This window comes from Mesorhizobium mediterraneum, from assembly GCF_002284565.1.
Lineage (GTDB): Bacteria > Pseudomonadota > Alphaproteobacteria > Rhizobiales > Rhizobiaceae > Mesorhizobium > Mesorhizobium mediterraneum.
On sequence record NZ_NPKI01000015.1, the window covers coordinates 718,464 to 744,824 of the forward strand.

A 26,361-nucleotide genomic window follows, 5' to 3' on the forward strand; every position below is an offset into this window, starting at 1 on the left:
CGCACGATCCTGTCCAAAAAGTCTGCAACTTTTTGGGATCATGCTTGTTAGGCCACTCCAGCGATCGCCCTGGCGAACTCGCTTGCGGAGAAAGGTTCGAGGTCGTCGACTTGTTCGCCGACGCCGATGAAATAAACCGGCAATTTGTGCTTTGCCGCGATCGCCACCAGAATACCGCCGCGTGCCGTGCCGTCCAGCTTGGTCATCACCAGGCCATTGACGCCGGCGACATTGCGGAAGATCTCGACCTGGTTGAGCGCGTTCTGGCCGGTGGTGGCGTCGACCGTCTGCAGCACGGTGTGCGGCGCCTCCGGATCGAGCTTGCCCAGCACCCGAACTATCTTTTCCAGTTCCGCCATCAGCTCGGTCTTGTTCTGCAACCGCCCGGCGGTGTCGATGATCAGCACGTCGGAGCCGGCTTGCTTGGCCTGTTCGAAGGCGTCGTAAGCGAGGCCGGCGGCGTCGGCGCCAAGCTTCGAGGCGATGACCGGCGATTTGGTGCGCTCGCCCCAGATCTTCAACTGCTCAATCGCGGCGGCGCGGAACGTGTCGCCGGCTGCGAGCATCACCGACAGGCCGCCATCGGTCAGCTTTGCCGCCAGCTTGCCGATGGTTGTGGTCTTGCCGGTGCCGTTGACGCCGACGACAAGGATGACATGCGGCTTGTGACTGAGATCAAGCTCCAGCGGCATGGCGACGTGGGTCAGCACCTTCTCCACCTCCGTCGCCATGATGGCGCGGACTTCCGTCTCGGAGACGTCCTTGCCGTAGCGGCTGGCGGCCAGCGAATCGGTGATGCGCAATGCCGTCTCCATGCCGAGATCGGCGCGGATCAGCACGTCCTCGAGATCCTGCAGCGTGTCCTCGTCCAGCTTGCGCTTGGTGAAGACGCCGGCGATGTTGCCGGACAGTTCCCGGGAAGAGCGGGCAAGCCCCTCCTTCATACGCTGGAACCACGAGCGTTTCGGTGCCGGTTCCGGCGCCTTCTGTGGCTGGGCTTTCTGCTCGACCTTCTTGGTTACGGTCACCTTGCCGGGGGCTGGCTTTGGCTCCGGCGGTGGTTGCGGAACGGCCTCCGGCTCCGGTGCGATCTCAGCAAGGATTGGCTTTGCCTCGACCGGCGCCGGCTGGCGAATGGGGGGCGGGATTTCGGCCGGCGGCGCCTCAGGCTTGGGCGCCGTTGAGGGGATCTCGGCGGGCGGCGCCGGCATGTCGACGGGCGCCGGCTCAGGCCGTTTTTCCGGCTGGGATGGGGCGACTTCTGGTGGCTGAGGCTCTGGTGCAGGAGCCGGCTCAGGGATGACGGGAACGGCCGGGATTTCCTCGGGCGCTGCCTGTTCAGCAGGCGCTTCCGGCTCCGGTCCCAGCTCCTCGACCGGAACCGGCTGGATTTCAGGCTCTGGCGCCGGCTCCTCGGCAGGCGCCTCCGGCTCCTCGATCGGAGCGGGTTCCGGCTGGATGTCTGGCCCGGGCGGAATGGTTGGTGCAGGAGCGGGCGCGGCCTCTTCAACAGGCGCCGGCTGCGGCGCGAGCGGTGCTTCCGCCTCGACTGGCGGCGGAGGCGCAGCTTCTGTTTCGGGCTGACGCTCTTCCCGTTTCAAAAATTCCGGAACGGCCTGCTCAGAAGCCGGTTTCAGCGCCTCCAGCGCATCCCATTTGATCGGCGGCAGAGGTGCCGACTCGTCGATCCGCTCCTCGACCACTTCCTTCTTGCCGAACGAAAATATCTTCTTGAAAAAACCAGCCATGTCTTTGCGTCTCAGGCGACGCTGGCGGCAAGCGGCGCCGCAATCAGTCTGATACCATCATGGCCGGCGATATCAGCCTCAACGATTTCGCCCGGCGCGCCGGCGGAGACCGCGGCGAGCGTAAACCCTTCGGTGCGGCCGAGCCCGTCGCGCTCGACCAGGATCGACTGGCGCGTTCCGGCGAGTGCGGCGAGGTGACTGACATAGGCGGCGCCACCGGCGGCGCGCAGCCGTGCAGCACGCTGCTTGACCACCTCGCGGCGAAGCTGCGGCATGCGCGCCGCGGGGGTGCCTTCGCGCGGTGAAAATGGAAAAACGTGGAGATGCGTCAGCCCGCATTCCTCGACGATCTCCAGCGATTTTTCGAACATGGCGTCCGTCTCGGTCGGGAAGCCGGTGATGATGTCGGCGCCGAAGACGATGCCGGGGCGCAATTTGCGCAAATCCTCGCAAAAACGGATCGACTGATCCCGGTTGTGTCGGCGCTTCATCCGTTTCAGGATCATGTCGTCGCCCGCCTGCAGCGACAGATGCAGATGTGGCATCAGTCGGGGCTCGGTGGCGATCGCGTCGAGCAGATCGTCGTCGGCCTCGATCGAATCGATCGAGGAGAGGCGCAGGCGTTTCACGTCAGGCACCTGCTTGAGGATTGTCTTGACCAATTTGCCGAGTTTCGGGCTGCCCGGCAGGTCGGCGCCGAAGCTGGTCATGTCGACGCCGGTCAGCACGATCTCGGCATAGCCATTGCCGCTCAGCCGCTTGACCTGCTCGACTACGGCGCCCATCGGCACCGAGCGCGAATTGCCGCGGCCATAGGGGATGATGCAGAAGGTGCAGCGGTGGTCGCAGCCGTTCTGCACCTGGACGAAGGCTCGCGCCCGGCCTTCGATGGCGTCGACCATGTGGGCGGCCGTCTCGCGTACCGAAAAGATATCGTTGACGCGAGCCTTCTCGGTATCGTTGACGCCGAAATCCGGCAGCGCGCGATAGGAATTCGCCTTCAGCTTCTCCTCATTGCCGAGGACGAGATCGACCTCGTCCATGGCGACGAAATTCTGCGGCTCGGTCTGCGCGGCGCAGCCGGTGACGATGATGCGGGCGGCCGGGTTCTCGCGGCGGGCCTTGCGGATCGACTGCTTTGCCTGGCGCACCGCCTCGCCGGTGACGGCGCAGGTGTTGAAGATGATGGCGCCGCCTGCCAGCGCGCCAAGGCCGGCGCTTTCCGCCTCGCGCCGCATCACCTCGGATTCGTAGGTGTTCAGCCGGCAGCCGAAGGTAACGACGTCAATGCCCTTCTTGGGAAGAGCGGGCATCAGGCGGCGCTTTCGGTGTCGCGGGCCCACACGCCGGTCGACGGGTCGAAGCTGCCGGAAAATTCCCATTCGGCGGCACCGGTGAGGACGACGTGGTCGTCGCCGCGCCATTCGACATGCAAGGAGCCGCCGCCGGGCGTCACCAAGGAGACGCTGCGTCCGGTCCGCTTGGTGCGGGCGGCAGCGACGACGGCGGCACAAGCCGCCGTGCCGCAGGCCTTGGTCAGGCCGGCGCCGCGCTCCCAGGTGCGGATGACCATCGTCTCGGGCGAGGTCACCTGCGCGATTGTGATGTTGGCGCGTTCGGGGAAGATCGGGTGGTTTTCGAGCAGCGGACCGAAGCGGTCGAGCTCGTAGGACCAGACGTCGCGGTCGACCCAGAAAATGGCGTGCGGATTGCCCATCGACACGACCGAGGGCGAGTGCAGCACAGGCGCGTCGATCGGGCCGATCTGCAGCTCGATCATGCGGGTGTCGCGGAATTCCTCGGCCAGCGGAATATCCTGCCAGCCGAAACGCGGTCTGCCCATGTCGACCGAGATCAGCCCGTCGGCATGTTCCTCGGCGTTGAGGATGCCGGCGACCGTCTCGAAGGCGAATGTCTTCTGGCCGGTCTCGGCAGCAAGCGCTTGCACCACACAGCGCATGCCGTTGCCGCAGGCCTGCGCGCCGGTTCCGTCGGAATTCAATATGTCGATGAAAAAGGCGGTGCCCGGCGTCCTGGCATCGTGGATCGCCATGATCTGATCGAATTTCGTCGCGGCATCGGCGTTGAGCGCAAGGGCGGCAGCCGGCGTCACCCGATCGGCGCGACCGTGCATGTCGGCAACGATGATCTCGTTGCCGATGCCGTTCATCTTGGCGAAGGGGACAGTGCTTGCCATGGATCGAAAGGTCTCATGCCGGTTTGGCGCCTATATGGCGGATACCGGCCGAAATTACCAGTGCGCGGACATTTTGAATCCGCGCATCGTGCTTTCCAAAAATCGATTTTCGGGCCGATGCGCTACGTCACCGCGAAGACGCCGAGCATGACCAGCAGGAAGATGATCAGCACGATGCCGATGAGGATACGGGCACCGGTGGCGGCAGCTCCGGCCAAGGCCGGCATGCCGAGCAGGCTTGCCGCGGCCGCGATGATCAGAAGAATGATGATCCATTTGATCATGAGAAAAAACCTCGCGGCCGACGGTTGTGGAAACTACCTACAAACGCGTCTGCGATGGCTTGGGTTCCGATTCCTTGGATTTGCCTGGAAATTCCCTGCGCCGCGAAGCCGGTCGCCTGCCTAGGCCGTCGGCACGTCCCAGACCTCGCCGGGACGCAAGGCGCGAAAGCGTTCGCGCGGGACGCTCTGGTCATCCAGGGCCTCACCAAGCTTTCTTGCCGGCTCGTCGATCGGCTCGTTGGTGAGCCGGAACGTGCCCCAATGGCAGCCGGCAGCATAGGCGGCGTTGCACAAAAGCATGCCTTGCACCGCCTCCTCAGGGTTCTGGTGGTGTGGCGCCATGAACCAGCGCGGCTCGTAAGCGCCGATCGGCAGGATGGCGAGGCGGAAGCCGCCGTGCCTTTCGGCCATCAGCCGATAGTTGATGCCATCGTGGAAACCGGTGTCGCCGGCGAAATAGATCTTTCCGCCCGGCGTCTTGACCACAAAACCCGCCCACAGCGCCATGCGCCGGTCGCGGGTGCCACGCGCCGACCAGTGGTGCACCGGCTCGACATGGACGGCCACGTCCTTGCCGATGTCGACCCGCTCGCCCCAGTCATGCACGGAGAGCCGCATGCCGGGAACGCCATCTTCGATAATGACGTCGTTGCCGAGTGGCGTCAGCACCAGCGGGTCATGCTTTGTCTTCAGCCGCTTCAGCGTGGCGAGGTCGAGATGGTCGTAGTGATTGTGGCTGACCAATACGAGGTCGATCGGCGGCAGGCTGGAAAACGCGATGCCCGGCAGGTTGACCCGTTTCGGCCCGGCAAAGGAGAGCGGCGAGACGCGCCGCGACCAGACCGGGTCGGTGAGGATATTCAGGCCGGCTGTCTGGATAAGCAGCGTGGAATGGCCGACCATGGTCAGCCTCAGCCCGGGGCCTTCGATCCGCTCGGCCGGCGTGGCCTGATGAAACGGGCTCGGATTCGCCGCTGGCCATTTCGAGCGCTCGCCGCCCAGCTGCCACTTCAAAAGATCGGAAAAACGCGCAGGCAGCTTGCCGTTGGGATTGAAGAACAAGGTGCCGTCGAAATGATCGCTGGGCGGGCCGCTGTAGTAGCGATTGGCGGCTCTTTTTCTTGCAGCCAAGGTTTCGCCTCCGGCAGAGTTCCGTTTCACCAGAGATAGGACCGAAGCCGGCTAGCGCAAGCATCTGGGGCCGAATGCCAAGGGCACGCCTCTCCAGGCAAAACCGCTGTGCACGGTCGGGTCAGACCCACAGGGCAGGCTTTTAGGCGGCACGTATTTTGTGGTAAAGTTGCAACAGATGCTGCCGCAAATGGTATTTTAACCATATCGGGTTGAAATTCTGCCACCTTCTCCATCTTGGTGGGGGAAGACATTGTGCGGACGGCAGCCCCAGCCGGATCGACGGAGGTTTGAAATGGATTTTTCGAAAACCGGTCTGCTGGCCGTATCGCTTGCCGCGCTCGTTGCGAGCGGCTGTTCAACGTCACGGTTCTCATCGATGGACCAGGAGCAGCCAGCGCCGCTGCAAGCCGCGCCCTCCGGCAAGGTAACCGGAAATCAGCTGCCGCCGCCGGCGTCGCCCGGCACGGCCGACCCGTCGAAATTTCCGACGGCGCCGCAAGGCACGCTAAACCCCCAGGTCGCCTCGTTGCCGCCGGACGGAACGGCACCGGCCGGAGCCCCGGATCTTACCGCAGGCAGCGTCGCCGGCGTGTGGAAGGCCAGCGTGTCCGGCCAGAGCTGCCAGGTGGCAACGCCGCAGACGAAATTCGGCGCCGGCTATCGGGCCGGACCGCTGCATTGCCCGGCGCCGATCGACGGCATCAAATCATGGAACGTCGCCGGCAAGCAGCTGACGCTGTATGATGAGAATGGCGGCACGCTGGCACGGCTCTATTCCTCGGGCGGAGAGAAATTCGACGGCCAGACTTCCAACGGCCTGCCGATTTCGCTTACAAGAGGCTGACCCGCCTCCTATTTGTTTTTACGCAATTCCTAGGGAAAACCGCTACACACTTTTCCTGGGATTGCTCTAGAGCAGGATGAATTCAAATTGAGTCGGTCATCCTGCTCTAAGTCTTTTTTTGCGTATGATCTTGTCCGAAAAGTCTGCAACTTTTCGGGATCATACTTCAGAACGACGTGACCGATGCATCTGCGTGACGGCCTTCAGACCCATGCGACCGTCCGGCAGCGCTACGACCATTTGGTCGATACGGGCCTGATCGACCGCGATCCGGCACAGGAGCGGATCGTCGCGGCACTCGACCGGCTGATCGACGAGATTTCGGCAAAGCGGCTGGCGCACAAGTCGAGCGCGCTGGGCTGGCTGTTCGCGCGCAAGCGCGAGACGCGCGAGGCCGTCAAGGGCCTCTACATCCATGGCGGCGTCGGCCGCGGCAAGACCATGCTGATGGACATGTTCTTCGAGCTGGTGCCGGTCAGGCGCAAGCGCCGTGTGCACTTCAACGACTTCATGGCCGATGTGCAGGACCGCATCCAGAAGCATCGGCTGGAGCGCAAGAATGGCACCGTCAGGGAAGACGACCCGATCGCGCCGGTGGCCCGCTCGCTGGCCGAGGAAGCCTGGGTGCTGTGCTTCGACGAGTTTTCCGTCACCGACATCGCCGATGCGATGATCCTGTCCCGACTGTTCTCGGCGCTGTTTGCCAACGGCGTCGTGCTGGTCGCCACGTCCAATGTCGCGCCGGAGGATCTCTACCGCGACGGTTTGAACCGCAAGCTTTTCCTACCCTTCATCGGCACCCTGGAGCGGAATGCGCAGGTGCTGGCGCTAGACGCCGACAAGGATTATCGGCTGGACAAGCTCAGCCGCCTGCCGGTCTATGTCACCCCCGCCGATGCCGCCGCCGATGCTGTCCTCGACGAGGCCTGGGAGGTGATGACGCATGGCAGGCCGACGGAGGCGGCGGCGCTGACGGTAAAGGGCAGGCAGATCGTGGTGCCGCGTGCTGCCGGCGATGCGGCGCGGTTTTCTTTTGCCGATCTCTGCGAGAAACCGCACGGCGCCCGCGATTTCCTGGCGATTGCCAGCCGCTTCTCGACCATCTTCATCGATCATGTGCCGGTGCTCGGCGAAGGCAGCCGCAACGAGGCCAAGCGCTTCATCCTGCTGATCGACACGCTCTACGATCATCATGTGCGGCTGGTGGTGAGCGCTGCTGCACCGCCACCGCAGCTTTACACGGCCAAGCGCGGCACCGAGGTCTTCGAGTTCGAGCGCACGGCGTCACGGCTGATCGAGATGCAGAGCCACGAATGGCTGGAGGACTGGGCGAAACGGCAGAGTGCGCCGCCGCCGTCGCCGGAAGCGCAACAGGCTCAGGCCTAGAGTCGATAAACATACATGACAAAGCCTTCCGCCTCGCCATGCGGCTCCCTTCGCGCCTCATACAGTGCGCGAGCGGCAACATTGTCCGGCTCGGTGCCGACCCAGGCCTCCTCGCAGCCATGCTCGCGGCCGAGCGCAAACATGGCGTCGAGCATTCTTGTCGCTGTGCCCTGGCGCTGGAAGGCCGGCGCCACGCCGACTTCGTCGATGTAGAGTTCGCTCACCTTGTCCGGATGGCGGTGGATGACGGCAGCGCACTGGCCGACGACCACGCCGTCGGCGAGCGCCACAATCATGAAATGTCCTGGTGAGGCGAGGTAGGCGGCAAGGCGATCAGGCCTCACCGGCTCGTCGAACACGTCTTCGGCGACCCGCATCACAAGGGCGTCATCGCCGGGAAGCAGCCTTCTTATTTCCATCTTCATTGTGTAAATATGCCAAAGTCGGCTTAATTCTTTTGACGCTTACGTAATTCCCATTGTTTCTAACCGATTGAAATTATTCACTCCGAAATAATCGTTTGAATTTTTTTTGCACCGGGGCTATTGGGTGCGGCGAAATCCCGCGGCTTCCCCGCAGCATTCCGGCCTCCTTCCTCGACGTCGTCATCCCAAGTCGTTAAAGATTGGGGCGCCGTCACAGTCTAAAGGGAAAACATCCTGACATGGCACGCAACAAGATAGCGCTCATCGGCTCGGGCATGATCGGCGGCACGCTCGCCCATATGATCGGCCTCAAGGATCTCGGCGACGTTGTGCTGTTTGATATCGCCGAGGGCATCCCGCAAGGCAAGGGGCTGGATATCGCGCAGTCATCGCCGGTCGATGGGTTCGACTCCAGGCTGACCGGCGTCAACGATTATGCCGGCATCGAGGGCGCCGACGTCTGTATCGTCACCGCCGGCGTGCCGCGCAAGCCGGGCATGAGCCGCGACGACCTTCTCGGCATCAACCTGAAGGTCATGGAGCAGGTTGGCGCGGGTCTCAAGAAATACGCGCCGAAAGCCTTCGTCATCTGCATCACCAACCCGCTCGACGCCATGGTCTGGGCGTTGCAGAAGTTCTCAGGATTGCCGAAGAGCCATGTCGTCGGCATGGCTGGCGTGCTGGACAGCTCGCGCTTCCGCTATTTCCTGGCCGAGGAATTCAAGGTGTCGGTCGAGGATGTCACCGCCTTCGTGCTCGGCGGCCATGGCGATTCCATGGTGCCGATGATCCGCTATTCGACGGTCGCCGGCATCCCGCTGCCCGACCTCATCAAGATGGGCTGGACCTCGAAGGAAAAGCTCGACCAGATCGTGCAGCGCACCCGCGACGGCGGCGCCGAGATCGTCGGCCTGCTCAAGACCGGCTCGGCCTTCTACGCACCGGCCGCCTCGGCGATCGCCATGGCCGAAGCCTATCTCAAGGACAAGAAGCGCGTGCTGCCGTGTGCTGCGCATCTCTCCGGCCAGTATGGTGTCAAGAACACCTATGTCGGGGTGCCGGTGGTGATCGGCGCCGGCGGCGTCGAGCGCATCATCGAGATCGAGCTCAGCAAGCCCGAGCAGAAGATGTTCGACAGTTCGGTGGCGGCGGTGCAGGGCCTGTGCGAGGCCTGCGTCAAGATCGCTCCGCATCTCGCAGCCAAGTGACCCGCCGCCAAGTGACCCGGAGACAACGCGCATGAACATCCATGAATATCAGGGCAAGGCGCTGCTGAAGGGCTTTGGCGCACCGGTGGCCGAGGGCGTGCCGGTGTTCGAGGCAAGCGAGGCGGAAGCCGCCGCCAAGGCGCTGCCCGGCCCGCTCTATGTGGTGAAGAGCCAGATCCATGCCGGCGGCCGCGGCAAGGGCAAGTTCAAGGAGCTCGGCCCCGACGCCAAGGGTGGCGTCAGGCTGGCGAAGTCGGTCGCCGATGTCGTCGCCAACGCCAACGAGATGCTCGGCCACACACTGGTCACCAAACAGACCGGTCCGGCGGGCAAGCAGGTCAACCGCCTCTACATCGAGGACGGCGCCGACATCGAGCGCGAGCTCTATCTGTCGCTGCTGGTCGACCGCTCGGTCGGCCGCATCGCCTTCGTCGTTTCGACCGAGGGCGGCATGGACATCGAGGCGGTCGCCCATGACACGCCGGAAAAGATCATCACCGTCGCCATCGACCCGGAAAAGGGCGTGACGGCGGATGATTTGAAAGAACTCAACAGCGCGCTGAAGCTCGACGGCGACGCCGCCAAGGACGGCGAGACACTGTTCCCGATCCTCTACAAAGCCTTCGTCGAAAAGGACATGAGCCTGCTCGAGGTCAACCCGCTGATCGTCATGAGGAACGGCCGGCTGCGCGTGCTCGACGCCAAGGTGTCGTTCGACAACAACGCGCTGTTCCGCCATCCCGACGTGATGGAGCTGCGCGACATCACCGAAGAGGACGAGAAGGAGATCGAGGCGTCGAAATACGACCTCGCCTATGTCGCGCTCGACGGCAATATCGGCTGTATGGTCAATGGCGCCGGCCTCGCCATGGCGACGATGGACATCATCAAGCTCTATGGCGCCGAACCCGCCAACTTCCTCGATGTCGGCGGCGGCGCGTCGAAGGAGAAGGTGACGGCGGCGTTCAAGATCATCACCAAGGATCCGGCGGTCAAGGGCATCCTGATCAACATCTTCGGCGGCATCATGAAATGCGACATCATCGCCGAGGGCGTCATCGCGGCGGTCAAGGAAGTTGGGCTGCAAGTGCCGCTGGTGGTGCGGCTCGAAGGCACCAATGCCGAGCTAGGCAAGAAGATCATCAATGACAGTGGCCTCAATGTCGTCTCGGCCGACGACCTCGACGATGCCGCGAAGAAAATCGTGGCGGCGGTGAAGGGCTGATCTGGTGCCTCCGCACAAGATAAACCTGGTCGAGGCGGCGGATGCGAAGATCAAAAAGGTCTTCGATCCGCATATCGCCGGCGACGTCAACGATGCCCAGGTCAAGATCGCCAAGTTCGGCGATGTCTTCGACTGGCATGCGCATGACAACGAGGACGAAGCGTTCCTCGTGCTGCGCGGCCGCATCGCCATCGATTTCCGCGACGGCACGGTGGAGCTTGGCAGCGGCGAGTTCATCGTCGTGCCGCGGTCCGTCGAGCACCGGCCGCGCTCGCTGAGCGAGGAGCCAGTGGTGCTGATGTTCGAGCCGGCGACGACACTCAACACCGGCAACGCCAAGAGCGACCTCACCGTCGCCGATCTCAAGCGGCTCTGACCATGGCATCTCTGACGATGACCACGCAGCCTTCCTCGATCAACGGTTTGTAAAAAGGACCACCATGTCCATTCTCGTCGACAAGAACACCAAGGTGCTCGTGCAGGGCCTGACCGGCAAGACCGGCACGTTCCATACGGAGCAGGCGCTGGCCTATCACGGGACGAAAATGGTCGGCGGCATCCACCCCAAAAAGGGTGGCGAGACGTGGACCGGTGCCAAGGGCGAGAGCCTGCCGATCTTTTCCACCGTCGCTGAAGGCAAGGCGAAGACCGGCGCCAACGCTTCTGTCGTCTATGTGCCGCCGGCGGGCGCCGCAGAGGCGATCCTGGAAGCGATCGAAGCCGAGATCCCGCTGATCATCTGCATCACCGAGGGCATCCCGGTGATCGACATGATCAAGGTCAAGGCGCGGCTCGACCGCTCGACATCGCGGCTCATCGGCCCCAACTGCCCCGGCGTCCTGACCCCCAACGAATGCAAGATCGGCATCATGCCCGGCAACATCTTCCGCAAGGGCTCGGTCGGCGTTGTTTCCCGCTCGGGAACGCTTACCTATGAGGCAGTGTTCCAGACCACCAATGTCGGCCTCGGCCAGACCACCGCCGTCGGCATCGGTGGCGACCCCGTCAAAGGCACGGAGTTCATCGACGTGCTGGAGATGTTCCTCGCCGACGACGAGACCCGATCGATCATCATGATCGGCGAGATCGGCGGCTCGGCCGAGGAAGACGCCGCGCAGTTCCTCAAGGACGAAGCCAAGCGTGGCCGCAAGAAGCCGATGGCCGGTTTCATCGCCGGGCGCACGGCGCCGGCCGGGCGCACCATGGGCCATGCGGGCGCCGTCATCTCCGGCGGCAAGGGCGGCGCCGAGGACAAGATCGCGGCGATGGAATCGGCCGGGATAAAAGTTTCGCCCTCGCCGGCCCGGCTCGGCACGACGCTGGTCGAGGCGATCAAAGGTTAGGGCAGTAAGGGAGTAGGGCAGTAGGGCGGTAGGGACAAGACGAGGGCATTGCCCTACTCCCATACTGCCCTATTGCCCTACTCCCCTCCAAAACAGGAGACGGAGCCAGGCTCCGCTGAAAAAATGGCAAGACAAGATCAGGCCAACGACCAATTTTCGCTTACCTCTTTCCTCTATGGCGGCAATGCCGATTATATCGACGCGCTCTACGCCGCCTATGAGGACGATCCCTCTTCGGTCGACCCCGAATGGCAGGATTTCTTCGCGGCGCTGAAGGACGACGCCGGCGATGTTCGCAAGAATGCCAAGGGTGCCTCATGGGCTAAGCCCTCGTGGCCGTTGCAGGCCAATGGCGAGTTGGTGTCGGCGCTCGACGGCAATTGGGGCATCGTCGAGAAGCACATCGAGAAGAAAGTCCAGGACAAGGCGGTGATGAACGGCGTCGCCCTTTCCGACGCCGACGTGCACCAGGCGACGCGCGATTCCGTGCGCGCCATCATGATGATCCGCGCCTACCGCATGCGGGGCCATTTGCACGCCAATCTCGATCCGCTCGGCATCGCCAAGCCGCTCGAGGACTATAACGAGCTGTCGCCGGAAAATTACGGCTTCACATCAGCCGATTACGATCGCCCGATCTTCCTCGACAATGTGCTCGGGCTCGAATTCGGCACCATCCGGCAGATGCTCGACATCCTGACCCGCACCTATTGCTCGACGCTCGGCGTCGAGTTCATGCATATTTCCGATCCCGAGGAGAAGGCCTGGATCCAGGCGCGCATCGAGGGCACCGACAAGGAGATCTCCTTCACCGCCACCGGCAAGAAGGCGATCCTGCAGAAGCTGGTCGAGGCCGAAGGCTTCGAGCAGTTCATCGACGTCAAGTACAAGGGCACCAAGCGCTTCGGCCTCGACGGCGCAGAGGCGCTGATCCCGGCGCTGGAGCAGATCGTCAAGCGCGGCGGCCAGCTCGGCATGAAGGAGATCGTGCTCGGCATGGCGCATCGCGGCCGGCTGAACGTGCTCTCCCAGGTGATGGCCAAGCCGCACCGCGCCATCTTCCACGAATTCAAGGGCGGCTCGGCCGCACCCGACGAGGTCGAGGGCTCGGGCGACGTGAAGTACCATCTCGGCGCTTCGTCGGACCGCGAGTTCGACGGCAACAAAGTGCACCTGTCGCTGACCGCCAATCCTTCGCATCTGGAAATCGTCGATCCGGTGGTTATGGGCAAGGCGCGGGCCAAGCAGGACTCTCTGTTCGGCCGCAGTCGCGAGGAGATCGTGCCGCTGGAAGAGCGCGCCAAGGTGCTGCCGCTGCTCCTGCATGGCGACGCCGCCTTTGCCGGCCAGGGCGTGATTGCCGAAATCCTCGGCCTGTCGGGCCTGCGCGGCCACCGCGTCGCCGGCACGCTGCATTTCATCATCAACAACCAGATCGGCTTCACCACCAATCCGCGCTTCTCACGCTCGTCGCCCTATCCGTCGGATGTGGCCAAGATGATCGAGGCGCCGATCTTCCACGTCAATGGCGACGATCCGGAAGCCGTGGTCCATGCCACCAAGGTGGCGATCGAATTCCGCATGAAGTTCCACAAGCCTGTCGTGGTCGACATGTTCTGCTACCGCCGCTTCGGCCACAATGAAGGCGACGAGCCGGCCTTCACCCAACCGATCATGTACAGCAGCATCCGCAGCCACAAGACGACGGTGCAGATCTATGCCGACCGGCTGATCGCCGAAGGCCACCTCACCCAGGCCGAATTCGATAAGCTCAAGGCCGACTGGCGGGCACATCTCGAGCAAGAATTCGAGGTCGGCCAGCATTACAAGCCCAACAAGGCCGACTGGCTGGATGGCGCCTGGTCTGGCCTGCGCACGGCCGACAACCAGGACGAACAGCGGCGCGGCAAGACCGCCGTGCCGGTCAAGACGCTGAAGGAGATCGGCAAGAAGCTGACCGAGGTGCCGAAGGATTTCGCGGCCCACAAGACGATCATGCGGTTTCTCGAGAACCGCCGCCAGGCGATCGAGTCGGGCGAAGGCATCGACTGGTCGACGGCCGAGGCGCTGGCCTTCGGCGCCATTCTGCTCGACGGCAATCCGGTTCGACTGTCTGGTCAGGATTCGGAGCGCGGCACGTTTTCGCAACGCCACTCCGTGCTCTACGACCAGCGCGACGAGACACGCTACATCCCGCTCAACAATCTGTCGGCGGCGCAGGCCGGCTTCGAGGTCATCAACTCGATGCTGTCGGAAGAGGCCGTGCTCGGCTTCGAATATGGCTACAGCCTGGCCGAGCCGAAGGCGCTGACGCTTTGGGAAGCACAGTTCGGCGATTTCGCCAACGGCGCCCAGGTGGTGTTCGACCAGTTCATCTCGTCGGGCGAGCGCAAGTGGCTCAGAATGTCGGGGCTCGTCTGCCTGCTGCCGCATGGCTATGAAGGCCAGGGGCCGGAACATTCATCGGCCAGGCTCGAGCGCTTCCTGCAGCTTTGCGCCGAAGACAACATGCAAGTGGCCTACTGCACGACGCCGGCCAACTATTTCCACATCCTGCGCCGGCAGTTGAAGCGGGATTTCCGCAAGCCGCTGATCCTGATGACGCCGAAGTCGCTGCTGCGCCACAAGCGGGCGGTGTCGACGCTGCCGGAGATGTCGGGCGAAAGCGCGTTCCACCGGCTGTTGTGGGACGATGCCCAGCAGCTCCCCGGCCAGGCGATCAAGCTCACCAAGGATTCGAAGATCCGCCGTGTCGTGCTCTGCTCGGGCAAGGTCTATTACGACCTCTACGAGGAGCGCGAGAAGCGCGGCATCAACGACATCTATCTGCTGCGCGTCGAACAGCTCTATCCGTTCCCGGCCAAGGCGCTGATCACCGAACTGTCACGCTTCCGCAACGCCGAGATGGTGTGGTGCCAGGAGGAGCCCAAGAACATGGGCGCCTGGTCGTTCATCGATCCCTATCTGGAATGGGTGCTGGCGCATATCGACGCCAAGCATCAGCGGGTGCGCTATACCGGCCGGCCGGCAGCCGCGTCGCCGGCGACCGGATTGATGTCGAAGCATCTCGCCCAGCTTGCCGCCTTGCTCGAAGACGCGCTCGGCGAATAGAACAGAACCGACAAAAAAACGGACAGGCACAATGGCTACCGAAATCCGCGTCCCCACACTTGGCGAATCCGTCACCGAGGCGACCATCGGCAAATGGTTCAAGAAGGTGGGCGACGCGATCGCCACCGACGAGCCGCTGGTCGAGCTCGAAACCGACAAGGTAACGGTGGAAGTGCCGGCCGCGGCCGCGGGAACGCTCAGCGAGATCGCCGTCAAGGAAGGCGAGACGGTCGAGGTCGGCGCTTTGCTCGGCATGATTTCGGCGGGCGACGGCGCAAAAGCGGCAGCACCCGCTAAGGCGTCAACTTCCGAACCGAGGCAGGACGCGGTATCGCAAGCCTCGGCACCGACCGCCGCATCAACCGTCAAGCAAGCCGCGGCCGAGACCGCCAAGATCGCTGGCGATGCCGGGCCGATCGAGGCGCGCACGATGCCGCCGGCGCCAGCGGCGGCGAAGCTGCTGGCCGAGAGCAATCTCGCCGTCGACCAGGTCTCGGGTTCCGGCAAACGCGGCCAGGTGCTGAAGGGCGACGTGCTCGACGCAATCGCCAGGGGCGCGCCGTCGCAACCGGCCGAGACGCCGAAGGCGCCTGCACCGGTCGCTGCCCGTGCGCCGTCCTCGGCCGATGACGCGTCGCGCGAAGAGCGCGTGCGCATGACCAAGCTGCGGCAGACCATCGCGCGCCGCCTCAAGGAAGCGCAGTCGACCGCCGCCATGCTGACCACCTTCAACGAGGTGGACATGAGCGCGGTAATGGCGCTCAGGACCAAATACAAGGATGTGTTCGAGAAGAAGCACGGCGTGAAGCTGGGCTTCATGGGCTTCTTCACCAAGGCCGTCACCCATGCGCTGAAGGAGATCCCTTCGGTCAATGCCGAGATCGACGGCACCGACATCATCTTCAAGAACTACGCCCATATCGGCGTCGCCGTCGGCACGGAAAAAGGCCTTGTCGTGCCAGTGGTACGCGATGCCGACCAGATGTCGATCGCCGAGATCGAGAAGGATATCGGCAGGCTGGGCATCGCCGCGCGTGACGGCAAGCTTTCCGTGGCGGATATGCAAGGAGGCACGTTTACGATTTCCAACGGCGGCGTTTACGGGTCGCTGATGTCGACGCCGATCCTCAACGCGCCGCAGTCCGGCATTCTGGGCATGCACAAGATCCAGGAGCGGCCGGTGGTGGTCGGCGGCCAGATCGTGATCCGGCCGATGATGTATCTGGCGCTCTCCTACGATCACCGCATCGTCGACGGCAAGGAAGCGGTGACCTTCCTGGTCCGCGTCAAGGAAAGCCTGGAGGATCCGGAGCGGCTGGTGCTCGATCTCTAAGGGTCGGTCGAGGTGAGCCGGAGAATGGATCTGCGCCACCGAACGAGCTTCTCTCGTTTGCGCTCCGGATTGTTTTTCACGCTGTGCGTGGCCGGCCTTGCGCTGACGGCATCGACGGCGCACGCTGCCTGCCCGCTCGAGCTCGCCGTCTATGGCGATGCCGAAAGTGCCGCCGAGATCGATTTCAGGCCGACCATGGAATCGGCTGTTGTCACCAACACGTTCAAGATGGTGCTCGACAACAGTGTCGTGCTCGAAGGCATCGTCATGTGGACGGAAGGCGTGGCGCGGCCGCATGGTTCGCTGATGTACAAATGCCCGACAGGCGACGTCACCGGCGACGAACTCGCCGCTTGCACGGTGTGGGAGGGGGTCGTCTACAGTGCTGACGACAAGGGCAACATCGCTCTGCTGCCAGCCGAAGGCGTGGCCGCGCCGAAGACTCTTATCTTTCCCGACCTCGGACCGTCGCTGCAGATGTCGGCCGCCTATGGCACCAACGGGTTTTCGAAAGTGCCGTGGGATGTTTTTTCGTTGAAGGGCTGTCAGGAATGAGCGCGACCAAAAAAGTGCTGCTGGTGACCGGTGGTAGTCGCGGCATCGGCGCGGCCACGTCCAGGCTTGCCGCCAAGGCTGGATACCGTGTTGCGGTCAACTATGCCTCCAATGAGGCTGCGGCCACGGCGCTTGTCGAGGCAATCGCGCAGGCTGGCGGCGAAGCGCTGGCCATCAAGGGCGACGTCGGCAGCGAGGCCGATATTCAGGCGATATTCGAGAGGATCGATCATGCCTTCGGTCCGCTCGATGCGCTCGTCAACAATGCCGGCGTGGTCGACCGGAAGGCGCGTGTCGACGAAATGAGCGGAGCAAGGTTGGAGCGCATGATGCGCATCAACGTCATTGGCTCAATACTGTGTGCCCGCGAAGCGGTGAAGCGCATGTCGACCAGCCATGGCGGCAAGGGCGGCGCTATCGTGAATATCTCCTCGATTGCTGCGAGAATCGGCGGGCCGGGCGAATATGTCGACTACGCCGCCTCGAAGGGCGCGATCGATTCCTTCACTATTGGCCTGGCGCGCGAAGTGGCCGGGGAAAGCATTCGCGTCAACGCGGTCAGTCCAGGCATCATCGACACCGAAATTCACGCCTCCGGCGGACAGCCGGATCGCGTCGAGAGGATGCGTCACCTCGTGCCCATGCAGAGGGCGGGAACCGCCGAAGAGGTCGCCGCGGCAATTCTTTGGCTCCTGTCGGACGGGGCGTCCTTTACGACAGGCGCGAATTTGGAAGTGGGCGGCGGCCGCTAATCCCAGCCAAGGCTGAGTGCCAGACCAGAAGGACAGTATCATGGCTTATGACGTCGTTATCATCGGATCGGGACCGGGCGGCTATGTCTGCGCCATCAAGGCGGCACAGCTCGGCCTGAAGACGGCGGTGATCGAGAAGAACCCGACCTTCGGCGGCACCTGCCTCAATATTGGCTGCATCCCGTCCAAGGCGCTGCTGCATGCCTCCGAGATATTCGCCGAGGCCGGCCATTCCTTCGACACGCTGGGCGTCGAAATCGGCGCACCGAAGCTCAATCTCGGGAAGATGATGGCGCACAAGGACGCGACGGTGGCGTCCAACGTCAATGGCGTCGCCTTCCTGTTCAAGAAGAACAAGATCGACTCGTTTCGCGGCACCGGCAAGGTCCTGTCCGCCGGCAAGGTCTCGGTGACCGGCGAGGACGGCAAGGTCGAGGAGATCGAGACCAGGAACATCGTCATCGCCACCGGCTCCGACGTCGCCGGCATCCCGGGCGTCAAGGTCGATATCGACGAGAAGGTGATCATGTCCTCGACCGGCGCGTTGGCGCTGGACAAGGTGCCGGGCCATCTTGTGGTGGTCGGCGGCGGCGTCATCGGGCTGGAGCTCGGCTCGGTATGGGCGCGGCTCGGCGCGAAGGTCACCGTCGTCGAGTTCCTCGACACCATACTGGGCGGCATGGACGGCGAGGTCGCCAAACAGTTCCAGCGCATGCTGTCCAAGCAAGGCATCGAATTCAGGCTCGGCGCCAAGGTGACCGGTGTCGCCAAGGCCAAGAAGGGTGTCACCGTCACCTTCGAGCCGGTCAAGGGGGGTGCTGCCGAGACCATCGAGGCGGATGCGGTGCTGATCGCGACGGGACGTCGGGCCTATTCGGACAGTCTCGGGCTGAAGGAAGCCGGCGTCGATGTCGACGAGCGCGGCCGGGTCAAGACGGACGGCCATCTCAAGACCAATGTGCCCGGCATCTACGCCATCGGCGACGTCATCGCCGGGCCGATGCTCGCCCACAAGGCCGAGGACGAGGGGGTGGCGGTGGCCGAGACCATCGCCGGCCAGGCCGGCCATGTGAACTACGAGGTGATCCCGAACGTCGTCTACACCAGTCCGGAAATCGCCTCGGTCGGCAAGACCGAGGAAGAGCTGAAGGCGGCCGGCATCGACTATAAGGCCGGCAAGTTTCCGTTCAGCGCCAATGGCCGGGCGCGCGCCATGCTGCATACCGACGGCTTCGTGAAGATCCTGGCGGACAAGCAGAGCGATCGCGTGCTCGGCGTCCACATCGTCGGCTTCGGCGCCGGCGAGATGATCCACGAGGCGGCGGTGCTGATGGAGTTCGGCGGCTCGTCGGAAGATCTTGCCCGCACCTGCCACGCCCATCCGACGATGTCGGAGGCGGTGAAGGAAGCGGCACTGGCGACCTTCTTCAAGCCGATCCATATGTAGGCCGTCCTAGAGCGGTTCAGCTTTTGATAGAATCGCCGAACCGCTCTAAGTCTTTGTTTTTACGCAATTCCGGACGGAAAACCGCTGCGCACTTTTCCTGGAATTGCTCTAAGCTACTCCGGCAGCCATCTGATGGCTCAAAGCAAAACGGCCCGCTTTTCAGCGGGCCGTTCGTATTTGAAGTCAGCAGCCGATCACTGCGCCGGGGCTGGTGCGGGCGCCGGAGCAGGCGCTGGCTCTGCAGGCGCCGGAGCCGGTGCAGGTGCAGGCGCCGGAGCAGGCTCTGCGGGTGCCGGGGCTGGCGCAGGCTCTGCCGGGGCCGGGGCAGGTGCCGGTTCTGCGGGCGCCGGCGCTGGGGCTGGCGTGCTGGCGGCCGGCGGCTCAGCAGGCGCGGGCGTCTCACCGCTTCTTCCAAAAATATAGTAAGCGACAATAGCCAGGATAACGACAACCAGGGCAATCAGCCAGCCGCTGCCGCCGCCACCCGACTTGGGAGGGGGGGTCGGAGTGGTGTACGGGTCGTTTGGATTCGCCATAAAAGTGTCCTCCGTGGATGAAAAGTATCAATCAACACAAATCAACGCGCAATCGTTGAACAGGTTTCACGCTAGGTATCGAAAACGCCGAAAACAGGGCAATCTGCGCCTGGAATCGTTTGTCCGCACGCATTTCCCTCGCAAAATTGGCAATGATCGAGCCAAAACGAGCATTTTCAGCGATCTTGCACCAAGACCGGACCGCCGCCCTCGCGTCCTGATTCGGGAAGGCATCGATCGGAATCATGTCTTCCTGGTCCGCAACTCAACCGTGCAACTCAGTAAACGACGGTCAGGGTTCAGGCGGCCTTGCGGAAATCTTCGACGAGACCTCCCCGTCGGGAGGATGCAGGGCGTCATGAAGGCAGCGAGGGATCGGCCCGGCATGATCGATAACTTGTTGGGGCCGGCGAAAAGTCATTTTCTCGATACGGCGCAGCCCGCCGGACTCGACGGCATGTCGGCGCCGCCGCAAGCCGGGCTCCCGGCGTGCGCCTTGCCGGCCGCGAGCAACGCGACGACGAGAAAAGAGACAAGAAACAGGGCGTTGAGTACCACAAGCAGCTTCAGCGACACAAAAGCCGCGCGGTCGGTAATGGCGATGACGCGTTTCATGGCTCTTTCTAGGCCTAAAAAAGCGGCGAAACGGTTAACCGGCTTATCCAAATTGTCTTGAACGGGGCTCGTTGCGCGTGCGCTGTCCGGACTTTGCAGGCCTGCACGTCGCTCACGCCCGCGGATGGGCGGCTTCGTAGATTTCGAGCAGCCTCGCGGTGTCGACGCCGGTGTAGATCTGCGTCGTCGACAGGCTGGCGTGGCCCAAAAGTTCCTGGATGGTGCGCAGGTCGCCGCCGCGCCCAAGCAGATGCGTGGCGAAGGAATGGCGCAAGGCATGCGGCGTGGCGGTATCGGGCAGATTAAGCGCCGAGCGCAGCTTCGCCATGTCGCGCTGGACGATGGCCGGGTTGAGCGGGCCGCCGCGGGCGCCGCGAAACAGCAGGCCCTTCGGATCGAGATGATAGGGGCAGAGCCGGCGGTATTCGGCGATCGCCCTCAGCGCCACCGGCAGCACCGGAACCAGCCGGGTCTTGCCGCCCTTGCCGGTGACGCGCAGCACGCTATCGCCAGCCGACGACAGATCGGCGCCCGACAATCCGAGCGCCTCGGAAATGCGCAGGCCCGAGCCGTAGAGCAGCGTCAGCACGGCGGCGTTGCGGGCGGCGATCCACGGCTCCTCCGCCAGCTGGCCTTCCACCGAAACGACGTGTTTCGCATCGCTGGCCGTCAGCGGCTTGGGCAGCGACTTCGGCTGCCGTGGCGCGCGCAGTGCCGCAGCGCCCGCCGCATTGACGAGGCCGCGCCGCTCCAGAAAGCGCAGCAACGAACGGATGCCGGCGAGCCCCCGCCCGAGCGTGCGGGCGCCGGCGCCCCCGGCGCGGCGAGCGGCGAGAAAACCGCGGAGATCGGCCGGGCGCAGATCGGCGATATCCGAAATGCCGGGCGAACCGCCGCAATGGCCGGTCAGGAAGTGCAGGAACTGGCGCGTGTCGCGCTCATAGGCCTCCACGGTTTCCGGCGATAGCCGGCGTTCGCGCGCCAGCATCTTCAGCCAGGTTTCGCGGGCCGCCTGAAGGTCTGGTTTGGCTGGAATAAGAAATTCCTGCATTGGCTCTTTCGATATTCCGTTCTTCCAATTCGTTCTTCCAATTCTGGGCCATCTTCCGGCAGCCGGGTTAGGAAGCGGTGAAGAGCCGCGTCATTGAAATGACAAGAGGCTGGAGCTAGAGCAAGGCCAAAGGATTTTTCCACCGATGACCAAACCACAAAACCCCGTCCAGATGGCCGTGATCGGCGCCGCCCACGGCATCAAGGGCGAATTGCGCGTGAAAACCTTTACCGGCGATCCGTTGGCGCTAGCCGACTATGGGCCGCTCTACGCCAGGGACGGCCGCGCCTTCCAGATCGTCGACATCAGGCCGGCCAACACGGTCGTCGTGGTGCGCTTCAAGGGCATCAGCGACCGCAACGCCGCCGAGGCGCTTGCCGGCACGGAATTGTTCGTCGACCGCTCGATGCTGCCGGACGATGGCGAAGAGGACGAATTCTATCATGCTGATCTCGTCGGGCTGGCGGTCCGGGACGATACCGGTGCTGACATCGGCAAGGTCGTGGCCGTGCATAATTTCGGTGGCGGCGACATTCTCGATGTGATGCTTGGCGAGCGCAAAGGCGTGCTGATCCCGTTCACGCAGGCCGCCGTGCCTGACGTGTCTATCAAAGAGGGTTTCGTCCGAATCGATCCGGCGGCGGCGGGACTGGTCGAGGACGAAGACGGCGAGCCTCCCGGTGGCGACGGTTTCGACCCGAAGGGCAGGCCGCGCGGGCCGAAGGACGCCGGGGGCAACCGGTGAGCTTTTCCGCCTCGGTGCTGACGCTCTATCCGGAGATGTTTCCCGGCGCGCTCGGCCTGTCGCTGGCCGGCAGAGCGCTGGAGGCTGGCACGTGGGAGCTGGAAGCAATCCAGATCCGCGATTTCGCCAGCGACCGCCACCGCACCGTCGACGACACACCGGCCGGTGGCGGCGCCGGCATGGTGATGCGCGCCGACGTTTTGGCCAAGGCGATCGACCATGCCTCGCCACCGGGTGATCCACGGCCACGGCTGCTGATGAGTCCGCGTGGAAAACCGCTGACGCAGTCCCGCGTGCGCGAACTGGCCGCCGGGCCGGGCGTCGTCATCGTCTGCGGACGCTTCGAAGGCGTCGACCAGCGGGTGATCGACGCGCGTGGGCTCGAGGAGGTCTCGGTCGGCGACTTCATCCTGTCCGGCGGCGAGCCGGCAGCGCTCGTGCTGCTCGACGCCGTGGTGCGGCTGTTGCCCGGCGTGATGGGCAATGCGGTATCAGGCGATGAAGAGAGTTTTGAAAACGGCCTGCTCGAACATCCGCACTACACGCGCCCGCAGGAATTCGAAGGCCGGCAAATCCCCGAGGTTCTCACCTCGGGCAATCACAAGAAGATCGCCGCATGGCGGCGCGCTGAGTCGGAAAAGCTGACCAGGGAAAGGCGGCCTGACCTGTTAGCCGCTCAGCCCTTGGCAAAATAGTAAAAGGCCAGGAACACGCCGATCCCAACCACGAAGCCGCGCACGGCAATTTGCGGCACGCGCTTGGCGATCCAGACGCCGGCATAGCCGCCCAGCGCGCCGCCCGGTATCATGATGATCGCTTGCGGCCAGGCGATCACGCCGCCGGAGACGAAGACCAGGATGGCTATCGCCGCGATGACCACGGCCAGCATGTTCTTCAGCGCGTTCAGGCGGTGATAGTCGCCGGGCTGGGTGAGGCCGAGCGTTGCCAGCATCATGACGCCCATGCCGGCGCCGAAGAAACCGCCATAGACTGCGGTGGCGAATTGCGCCAGGGAGCCGACCAGCGAACCCACCGCGGCCTCATGCCCCGGCTTGGGTGCCGGCTTCAGCCACGGCCCGGCGGCGAATAGCGCGGTCGCCGCCAGCAGCAGCCATGGCACCAGGACGCGGAACGACGGATTGTCGAGCGCCAGAAGGATGAGCGCACCGGCCAGCGCGCCGAAAGCCGATATGAGGCCGAGCAGCAACGCCGTGCGCCAGAAATGCTTGATGTCGGACCAGTAGGCGAGCGTCGAGGTGATGTAGCCGGGAAACTGTGTCACCGACGAGGTCGCGTTAGCGACGATCGGCGGCAAGCCGACCAGCGTCATGGCGCCGAAGGTTACGAACGTCCCGCCGCCAGCTATCGCGTTGACGGCACCTGAGAGAAAGCCCGCGAAAAAGAGCAGGGCCGCATCGAGAACTGGCATGGGGGTATTGCCGCCGGAGGAAAGTCACGTTTTACCCGCCTTAAAAAGCTTGGGCCTTCGACGCAACCCCTGCTGAAAGATTGCAATGTCGGCCAACGACCAAAAAAGAACACGGCAAAGGCGTGACAAAGCGTCGAAATAGCTGTATGTGCCCGCCCGAACCGGAAGAAAAATCTGCCGGACCCGTCAACAATGGCGGTGTAGTCGCCCCTGCCTGATGTTCTCGCGAACGAAGGGCATAGCCGAGTGGTCAATGGAACTGCAAAGCGAGTGTCGGACGCTCTGACTGTCGGAAGAACAAGAAGTGGATTACTGAGATGGACATCCTCCGTCAGCTCGAGGCCGAACAGGCCGCCAAGATCGAAGCCAAGCGCAAGCTTCCCGAATTCCAGCCCGGCGATACCGTGCGCGTCCAGGTCCGCGTGACCGAAGGCACCCGTACCCGCGTCCAGGCTTATGAGGGTGTCGTCATCGCCCGCGCCGGCGCCGGTTTCCAGGAGAGCTTCACCGTTCGCAAGATTTCCTACGGCGAAGGCGTGGAGCGCGTGTTCCCGGTCTATTCGCCGATGGTCGAGGGCGTCGAGATCGTGCGCCGCGGCAAGGTGCGTCGCGCCAAGCTTTACTACCTGCGCGATCGCCGCGGCAAGTCGGCCCGTATTTCGGAAAACACCGGCGTGCGCGCCCGCAAGCTGAACGATGAGGAGCGCGATGCGCTGAACGCCGAAAAGGCCCGCATCGAGGCCGAGAAGGTGGCCGCCGCGCAGGCGCTGGCCGCCGAGAAGGCAGCCCAGGACGCCGCCGAGAAGAAGGCCGCCGACGAGGCCGCCAAGGCTGCGGAAGCGGCTGTCGCCGAATAAGTTTTTTCAACAACCGTGCTTCGGAAAGGCGGCTTCGGCCGCCTTTTTTGTCCCTGAGGTGACGCGCCGGACGGGGTTTGATCCGCAAGGCACGAATCGTTGCGCAAGCGCTCGGTTGGAAGCATTAGAATCCGTTTTAGCGCAAAGCGGCCCATCGGACCGGCTTGCAAGCCGCTAACGGAAAGCTAAAGTCGGCGCCGGGTTTTCCTGCAAGCCTCGACAATGTCCAGGCTGTTCAAGTTCTTGGGGTGTGTCATGACCAAATCGAAACTGCTGTTGGCCGGCCTGTTGGCTCTGATTCTCGCGCCCGTCGTCGCCCTGGCGCAGGCGCTGCCCGATCTCGGCGGCAAGAAGGTGGTGGTAGTGACGGAGAACGCCTATCCGCCGCTGCAGTTCATCGACGCCAAGACCGGCAAGCAGATCGGTTGGGAATATGACGCGATGAACGAGATCGCCAAGCGGCTGAATTTCCAGGTCGAGTACCAGAACACCTCCTGGGACGCGATGATCCAGGCGGTTTCCGACAACCAGTACAACATCGGCATGACCGGCATCACCATTAAAGACGACCGCAAGCAGAAGGTCGATTTCTCCGACCCTTATATGCGCTCGGAACAGTTCATGCTGGTGCGCGGCGACGAGAAGCGCTTCACCGACGCCAAGACCTTCGGCGCCTTCAAGGATGGGCTGATCGGCGCGCAGGCCGGCACCACGCCCTTCTACACCGCCGTCTACAGCGTGCTCGACGGCAATGAGCAGAACCCGCGCATCAAACTGTTCGAAGCGACGGTGCAGGCGCTGAAGACTGGTGACGTCGATGTCGTTTTGACCGACGGCACTGCCGGCAAGGGCTATGTCGAGGCGTCCAATGGCGGGCTGAAGCTGATCGGCGGACCGCTCGGCACCGAGGATTTCGGCTTTATTTTCCCGAAAGGCTCGGATCTGGTGAAGCCGGTCAATGCGGCGATCGCCGCACTGAAGGCCGACGGCACGCTCGACGCGCTCAACAAGAAATGGTTCCTTGATTACAAGATGGGGCAGTAGCTTCCATTGTTGCGCACGTTGGGTGATGCGCAGGAACTCGCGCTGACTCCGCGCTCGTCCACCCCCCTCTGTCCTGCCGGACATCTCCCCCTCAAGGGGGGAGATTGGCAGCTTCGCTGGCCGCGCTTTTTCTCTAACGTTGGAGATTGGCGAAAGCAGAATGAACAGCCAATCTCCCCCCTTGAGGGGGAGATGTCCGGCAGGACAGAGGGGGGTGCCTTGGCACCATGCCTTCGCGATGTCTGCTTCACCGGCGTCGCCTGATGGCAACGCCCGCGTCTTCCACCTCCAAAACCGACTTTCCCTGGTGGCTTGCCGCGGCGATCGCGCTCGCCGTGGCCGCCGCCATCTTCATCGCCGCAAGCGACCTCTACGCCCAGGTTTTCGCGACCGTCGCCAAGGGCATCGGCATCACTGTCTTCGTCACCGTGGTCGCCTTCGCGCTAGCCTCCGCAATCGGACTCGGCATTGCGCTGATGGGACTGTCGGGGTCGCGCTGGCTGCGCCAGATCGCTCGTTTCTATGTCGAGATCATCCGCGGCGTGCCAATCCTGGTGCTGTTGTTCTGGATCGCGTTTGCTGGCGCGCCAGCTTTCGTCGCGGCATGGAACGCGCTGACCGCGCCGCTGCAAAGCGCCGGCGTCTTCGGCGAGCTGCTGGTGCGAGACGTGTCGCTGCTGTGGCGCGCCATCATGGCGCTGACCATCGGCTACTCGGCCTTCATCTCGGAGGTCTTCCGCGCCGGCATCCAGGCGGTCGAGAAGGGCCAAATCGAGGCGGCGAAGGCGCTGGGGCTGACGCGCACGCAGCGTTTCCGGCTGATCGTCTTTCCGCAGGCGATCCGCACCATCTTGCCGCCGCTCGGCAATGATTTCGTCGCCATGGTCAAGGATTCGTCGCTGGTCTCGGTGCTCGGCGTCGCCGACATCACCCAGATGGGCAAGATCTACGCCGCCGGCTCGTTTCGCTTCTTCGAAACCTATTCGATCGTCGCCTATATCTATCTCATCCTGACGGTTGGCCTGTCGCTGGCCTTGCGGGCGCTGGAGAAGCGGTTGCGCCGCCAGCATGAGGAATAGAAGGCAGGCGAAG

At 63.5% G+C, this 26,361-nt stretch carries 26 protein-coding genes; 16 read left to right on the plus strand and 10 right to left on the minus strand.

All coding sequences use genetic code 11. The annotated features are described in order from the left end of the window. Positions 1 to 47: 47 nt before the first annotated feature. The 5 genes from ftsY to CIT25_RS12960 form a co-directional block, all read right to left on the minus strand. Positions 48 to 1,748 carry a signal recognition particle-docking protein FtsY gene (gene ftsY / locus CIT25_RS12940; RefSeq protein ID WP_095484882.1) on the minus strand — a complete coding sequence of 567 codons (1,701 nt, stop codon included), beginning with the start codon at positions 1,746 to 1,748 and terminating at the stop codon, positions 48 to 50. 11 nt (positions 1,749 to 1,759) lie between these two features. After that, on the minus strand, positions 1,760 to 3,061 hold the full coding sequence (gene mtaB / locus CIT25_RS12945; RefSeq protein WP_095485115.1) for a tRNA (N(6)-L-threonylcarbamoyladenosine(37)-C(2))-methylthiotransferase MtaB: 1,302 nt from the start codon (positions 3,059 to 3,061) through the stop codon (positions 1,760 to 1,762). After that, positions 3,061 to 3,945 (minus strand): diaminopimelate epimerase, encoded by an 885-nt coding sequence (gene dapF, locus CIT25_RS12950; RefSeq protein ID WP_095484883.1) that lies wholly within the window; start codon positions 3,943 to 3,945, stop codon positions 3,061 to 3,063. The genes mtaB and dapF overlap by 1 nt, the downstream gene beginning before the upstream one ends. Before the next feature lie 122 nt (positions 3,946 to 4,067). After that, positions 4,068 to 4,229: a DUF1328 family protein gene (locus CIT25_RS12955; RefSeq protein ID WP_095484884.1), complete on the minus strand. Its 162-nt coding sequence runs from the start codon at positions 4,227 to 4,229 to the stop codon at positions 4,068 to 4,070. Between the two features lie 120 nt (positions 4,230 to 4,349). After that, positions 4,350 to 5,360: an MBL fold metallo-hydrolase gene (locus tag CIT25_RS12960; RefSeq protein WP_095484885.1), complete on the minus strand. Its 1,011-nt coding sequence runs from the start codon at positions 5,358 to 5,360 to the stop codon at positions 4,350 to 4,352. A 295-nt stretch (positions 5,361 to 5,655) separates the two neighbouring features. Here CIT25_RS12960 and CIT25_RS12965 point away from each other — a divergent pair, with 295 nt between their 5' ends. Together CIT25_RS12965 and zapE are read left to right on the plus strand one after the other, a co-directional pair. After that, positions 5,656 to 6,207 (plus strand): AprI/Inh family metalloprotease inhibitor, encoded by a 552-nt coding sequence (locus tag CIT25_RS12965; RefSeq protein ID WP_095484886.1) that lies wholly within the window; start codon positions 5,656 to 5,658, stop codon positions 6,205 to 6,207. A gap of 183 nt (positions 6,208 to 6,390) precedes the next feature. Then, positions 6,391 to 7,593, plus strand: coding sequence for a cell division protein ZapE (zapE, locus tag CIT25_RS12970; RefSeq protein WP_095484887.1), 1,203 nt, complete (start codon positions 6,391 to 6,393; stop codon positions 7,591 to 7,593). On the opposite strand, the gene CIT25_RS12975 is transcribed toward zapE, so the two are convergent. Then, the gene (locus CIT25_RS12975) at positions 7,590 to 8,018 is read right to left on the minus strand and encodes a GNAT family N-acetyltransferase (RefSeq protein ID WP_095484888.1); all 429 of its coding nucleotides are present in this window, start codon (positions 8,016 to 8,018) and stop codon (positions 7,590 to 7,592) included. The genes zapE and CIT25_RS12975 overlap by 4 nt on opposite strands. A gap of 239 nt (positions 8,019 to 8,257) precedes the next feature. Between CIT25_RS12975 and mdh the strand changes: the two genes are divergently transcribed. The 9 genes from mdh (at position 8,258) to lpdA (ending at position 18,992) form a co-directional block, all read left to right on the plus strand. Beyond that, the gene (mdh, locus tag CIT25_RS12980; RefSeq protein ID WP_095484889.1) at positions 8,258 to 9,226 is read left to right on the plus strand and encodes a malate dehydrogenase; all 969 of its coding nucleotides are present in this window, start codon (positions 8,258 to 8,260) and stop codon (positions 9,224 to 9,226) included. A gap of 31 nt (positions 9,227 to 9,257) precedes the next feature. Then, complete coding sequence (gene sucC / locus CIT25_RS12985) at positions 9,258 to 10,451, plus strand: ADP-forming succinate--CoA ligase subunit beta (RefSeq protein ID WP_095484890.1); 1,194 nt, start codon at positions 9,258 to 9,260, stop codon at positions 10,449 to 10,451. A 4-nt stretch (positions 10,452 to 10,455) separates the two neighbouring features. Continuing rightward, positions 10,456 to 10,827 (plus strand): cupin domain-containing protein, encoded by a 372-nt coding sequence (locus tag CIT25_RS12990; protein WP_095484891.1) that lies wholly within the window; start codon positions 10,456 to 10,458, stop codon positions 10,825 to 10,827. A 64-nt stretch (positions 10,828 to 10,891) separates the two neighbouring features. Next, positions 10,892 to 11,794, plus strand: a complete 903-nt coding sequence (gene sucD, locus CIT25_RS12995; protein ID WP_095484892.1) for a succinate--CoA ligase subunit alpha — start codon at positions 10,892 to 10,894, stop codon at positions 11,792 to 11,794. A 123-nt stretch (positions 11,795 to 11,917) separates the two neighbouring features. Then, positions 11,918 to 14,905: a 2-oxoglutarate dehydrogenase E1 component gene (locus CIT25_RS13000; RefSeq protein ID WP_095484893.1), complete on the plus strand. Its 2,988-nt coding sequence runs from the start codon at positions 11,918 to 11,920 to the stop codon at positions 14,903 to 14,905. Between the two features lie 31 nt (positions 14,906 to 14,936). Continuing rightward, the gene (gene odhB / locus CIT25_RS13005) at positions 14,937 to 16,238 is read left to right on the plus strand and encodes a 2-oxoglutarate dehydrogenase complex dihydrolipoyllysine-residue succinyltransferase (protein WP_095484894.1); all 1,302 of its coding nucleotides are present in this window, start codon (positions 14,937 to 14,939) and stop codon (positions 16,236 to 16,238) included. A gap of 24 nt (positions 16,239 to 16,262) precedes the next feature. After that, the gene (locus CIT25_RS13010) at positions 16,263 to 16,793 is read left to right on the plus strand and encodes a hypothetical protein (protein ID WP_425351742.1); all 531 of its coding nucleotides are present in this window, start codon (positions 16,263 to 16,265) and stop codon (positions 16,791 to 16,793) included. Continuing rightward, a complete protein-coding gene (locus tag CIT25_RS13015; protein ID WP_095484896.1) occupies positions 16,790 to 17,545 on the plus strand; it encodes an SDR family oxidoreductase in 756 nt (251 codons plus the stop codon). Before CIT25_RS13010 ends, CIT25_RS13015 begins: the two co-directional genes overlap by 4 nt. A 40-nt stretch (positions 17,546 to 17,585) precedes the next feature. Beyond that, a complete protein-coding gene (gene lpdA, locus CIT25_RS13020) occupies positions 17,586 to 18,992 on the plus strand; it encodes a dihydrolipoyl dehydrogenase (protein ID WP_095484897.1) in 1,407 nt (468 codons plus the stop codon). Positions 18,993 to 19,559: 567 nt separating this feature from the next. Here lpdA and CIT25_RS13030 read toward each other — a convergent pair. The 3 genes from CIT25_RS13030 to CIT25_RS13040 form a co-directional block, all read right to left on the minus strand. Beyond that, positions 19,560 to 19,775 carry a hypothetical protein gene (locus tag CIT25_RS13030; protein ID WP_095484899.1) on the minus strand — a complete coding sequence of 72 codons (216 nt, stop codon included), beginning with the start codon at positions 19,773 to 19,775 and terminating at the stop codon, positions 19,560 to 19,562. Positions 19,776 to 19,945: 170 nt separating this feature from the next. Next, a complete protein-coding gene (locus CIT25_RS13035) occupies positions 19,946 to 20,143 on the minus strand; it encodes a hypothetical protein (protein ID WP_245329830.1) in 198 nt (65 codons plus the stop codon). 112 nt (positions 20,144 to 20,255) lie between these two features. Further along, positions 20,256 to 21,194, minus strand: a complete 939-nt coding sequence (locus CIT25_RS13040) for a tyrosine recombinase XerC (protein WP_095484900.1) — start codon at positions 21,192 to 21,194, stop codon at positions 20,256 to 20,258. Positions 21,195 to 21,339: 145 nt separating this feature from the next. Here CIT25_RS13040 and rimM point away from each other — a divergent pair, with 145 nt between their 5' ends. Together rimM and trmD are read left to right on the plus strand one after the other, a co-directional pair. Then, positions 21,340 to 21,939: a ribosome maturation factor RimM gene (gene rimM, locus CIT25_RS13045; RefSeq protein ID WP_095484901.1), complete on the plus strand. Its 600-nt coding sequence runs from the start codon at positions 21,340 to 21,342 to the stop codon at positions 21,937 to 21,939. Continuing rightward, positions 21,936 to 22,634, plus strand: coding sequence for a tRNA (guanosine(37)-N1)-methyltransferase TrmD (gene trmD / locus CIT25_RS13050; protein ID WP_095484902.1), 699 nt, complete (start codon positions 21,936 to 21,938; stop codon positions 22,632 to 22,634). Before rimM ends, trmD begins: the two co-directional genes overlap by 4 nt. On the opposite strand, the gene CIT25_RS13055 is transcribed toward trmD, so the two are convergent. Then, positions 22,616 to 23,368, minus strand: a complete 753-nt coding sequence (locus CIT25_RS13055; protein WP_095484903.1) for a sulfite exporter TauE/SafE family protein — start codon at positions 23,366 to 23,368, stop codon at positions 22,616 to 22,618. The two genes, trmD and CIT25_RS13055, sit on opposite strands and share 19 nt — an antisense overlap. A 317-nt stretch (positions 23,369 to 23,685) precedes the next feature. On the opposite strand from CIT25_RS13055, the gene rplS reads away from it, so the two are divergent. The 3 genes from rplS to CIT25_RS13075 all read left to right on the plus strand — a co-directional run bounded on the left by rplS (position 23,686) and on the right by CIT25_RS13075 (position 26,348). Next, complete coding sequence (gene rplS / locus CIT25_RS13060; protein ID WP_095484904.1) at positions 23,686 to 24,225, plus strand: 50S ribosomal protein L19; 540 nt, start codon at positions 23,686 to 23,688, stop codon at positions 24,223 to 24,225. A gap of 255 nt (positions 24,226 to 24,480) precedes the next feature. Next, positions 24,481 to 25,269 carry a transporter substrate-binding domain-containing protein gene (locus CIT25_RS13065; RefSeq protein ID WP_095484905.1) on the plus strand — a complete coding sequence of 263 codons (789 nt, stop codon included), beginning with the start codon at positions 24,481 to 24,483 and terminating at the stop codon, positions 25,267 to 25,269. A gap of 263 nt (positions 25,270 to 25,532) precedes the next feature. Beyond that, positions 25,533 to 26,348, plus strand: coding sequence for an amino acid ABC transporter permease (locus tag CIT25_RS13075; RefSeq protein ID WP_095484906.1), 816 nt, complete (start codon positions 25,533 to 25,535; stop codon positions 26,346 to 26,348). Positions 26,349 to 26,361: the final 13 nt, after the last annotated feature.

What these genes read in the sequence shown, in the direction of transcription:
- ftsY (WP_095484882.1), bottom strand. Translation starts at nt 1,748, where the DNA reads ATGGCTGGTTTTTTCAAGAAGATATTTTCGTTCGGCAAGAAGGAAGTG.
- mtaB (WP_095485115.1), bottom strand. Translation starts at nt 3,061, where the DNA reads ATGCCCGCTCTTCCCAAGAAGGGCATTGACGTCGTTACCTTCGGCTGC.
- dapF (WP_095484883.1), bottom strand. Translation starts at nt 3,945, where the DNA reads ATGGCAAGCACTGTCCCCTTCGCCAAGATGAACGGCATCGGCAACGAG.
- CIT25_RS12955 (WP_095484884.1), bottom strand. Translation starts at nt 4,229, where the DNA reads ATGATCAAATGGATCATCATTCTTCTGATCATCGCGGCCGCGGCAAGC.
- CIT25_RS12965 (WP_095484886.1), top strand. Translation starts at nt 5,656, where the DNA reads ATGGATTTTTCGAAAACCGGTCTGCTGGCCGTATCGCTTGCCGCGCTC.
- zapE (WP_095484887.1), top strand. Translation starts at nt 6,391, where the DNA reads ATGCATCTGCGTGACGGCCTTCAGACCCATGCGACCGTCCGGCAGCGC.
- CIT25_RS12975 (WP_095484888.1), bottom strand. Translation starts at nt 8,018, where the DNA reads ATGAAGATGGAAATAAGAAGGCTGCTTCCCGGCGATGACGCCCTTGTG.
- mdh (WP_095484889.1), top strand. Translation starts at nt 8,258, where the DNA reads ATGGCACGCAACAAGATAGCGCTCATCGGCTCGGGCATGATCGGCGGC.
- sucC (WP_095484890.1), top strand. Translation starts at nt 9,258, where the DNA reads ATGAACATCCATGAATATCAGGGCAAGGCGCTGCTGAAGGGCTTTGGC.
- sucD (WP_095484892.1), top strand. Translation starts at nt 10,892, where the DNA reads ATGTCCATTCTCGTCGACAAGAACACCAAGGTGCTCGTGCAGGGCCTG.
- CIT25_RS13000 (WP_095484893.1), top strand. Translation starts at nt 11,918, where the DNA reads ATGGCAAGACAAGATCAGGCCAACGACCAATTTTCGCTTACCTCTTTC.
- odhB (WP_095484894.1), top strand. Translation starts at nt 14,937, where the DNA reads ATGGCTACCGAAATCCGCGTCCCCACACTTGGCGAATCCGTCACCGAG.
- CIT25_RS13010 (WP_425351742.1), top strand. Translation starts at nt 16,263, where the DNA reads ATGGATCTGCGCCACCGAACGAGCTTCTCTCGTTTGCGCTCCGGATTG.
- CIT25_RS13015 (WP_095484896.1), top strand. Translation starts at nt 16,790, where the DNA reads ATGAGCGCGACCAAAAAAGTGCTGCTGGTGACCGGTGGTAGTCGCGGC.
- lpdA (WP_095484897.1), top strand. Translation starts at nt 17,586, where the DNA reads ATGGCTTATGACGTCGTTATCATCGGATCGGGACCGGGCGGCTATGTC.
- CIT25_RS13030 (WP_095484899.1), bottom strand. Translation starts at nt 19,775, where the DNA reads ATGATTCCGATCGATGCCTTCCCGAATCAGGACGCGAGGGCGGCGGTC.
- CIT25_RS13035 (WP_245329830.1), bottom strand. Translation starts at nt 20,143, where the DNA reads ATGAAACGCGTCATCGCCATTACCGACCGCGCGGCTTTTGTGTCGCTG.
- CIT25_RS13040 (WP_095484900.1), bottom strand. Translation starts at nt 21,194, where the DNA reads ATGCAGGAATTTCTTATTCCAGCCAAACCAGACCTTCAGGCGGCCCGC.
- rimM (WP_095484901.1), top strand. Translation starts at nt 21,340, where the DNA reads ATGACCAAACCACAAAACCCCGTCCAGATGGCCGTGATCGGCGCCGCC.
- CIT25_RS13055 (WP_095484903.1), bottom strand. Translation starts at nt 23,368, where the DNA reads ATGCCAGTTCTCGATGCGGCCCTGCTCTTTTTCGCGGGCTTTCTCTCA.
- rplS (WP_095484904.1), top strand. Translation starts at nt 23,686, where the DNA reads ATGGACATCCTCCGTCAGCTCGAGGCCGAACAGGCCGCCAAGATCGAA.
- CIT25_RS13065 (WP_095484905.1), top strand. Translation starts at nt 24,481, where the DNA reads ATGACCAAATCGAAACTGCTGTTGGCCGGCCTGTTGGCTCTGATTCTC.
- CIT25_RS13075 (WP_095484906.1), top strand. Translation starts at nt 25,533, where the DNA reads ATGGCAACGCCCGCGTCTTCCACCTCCAAAACCGACTTTCCCTGGTGG.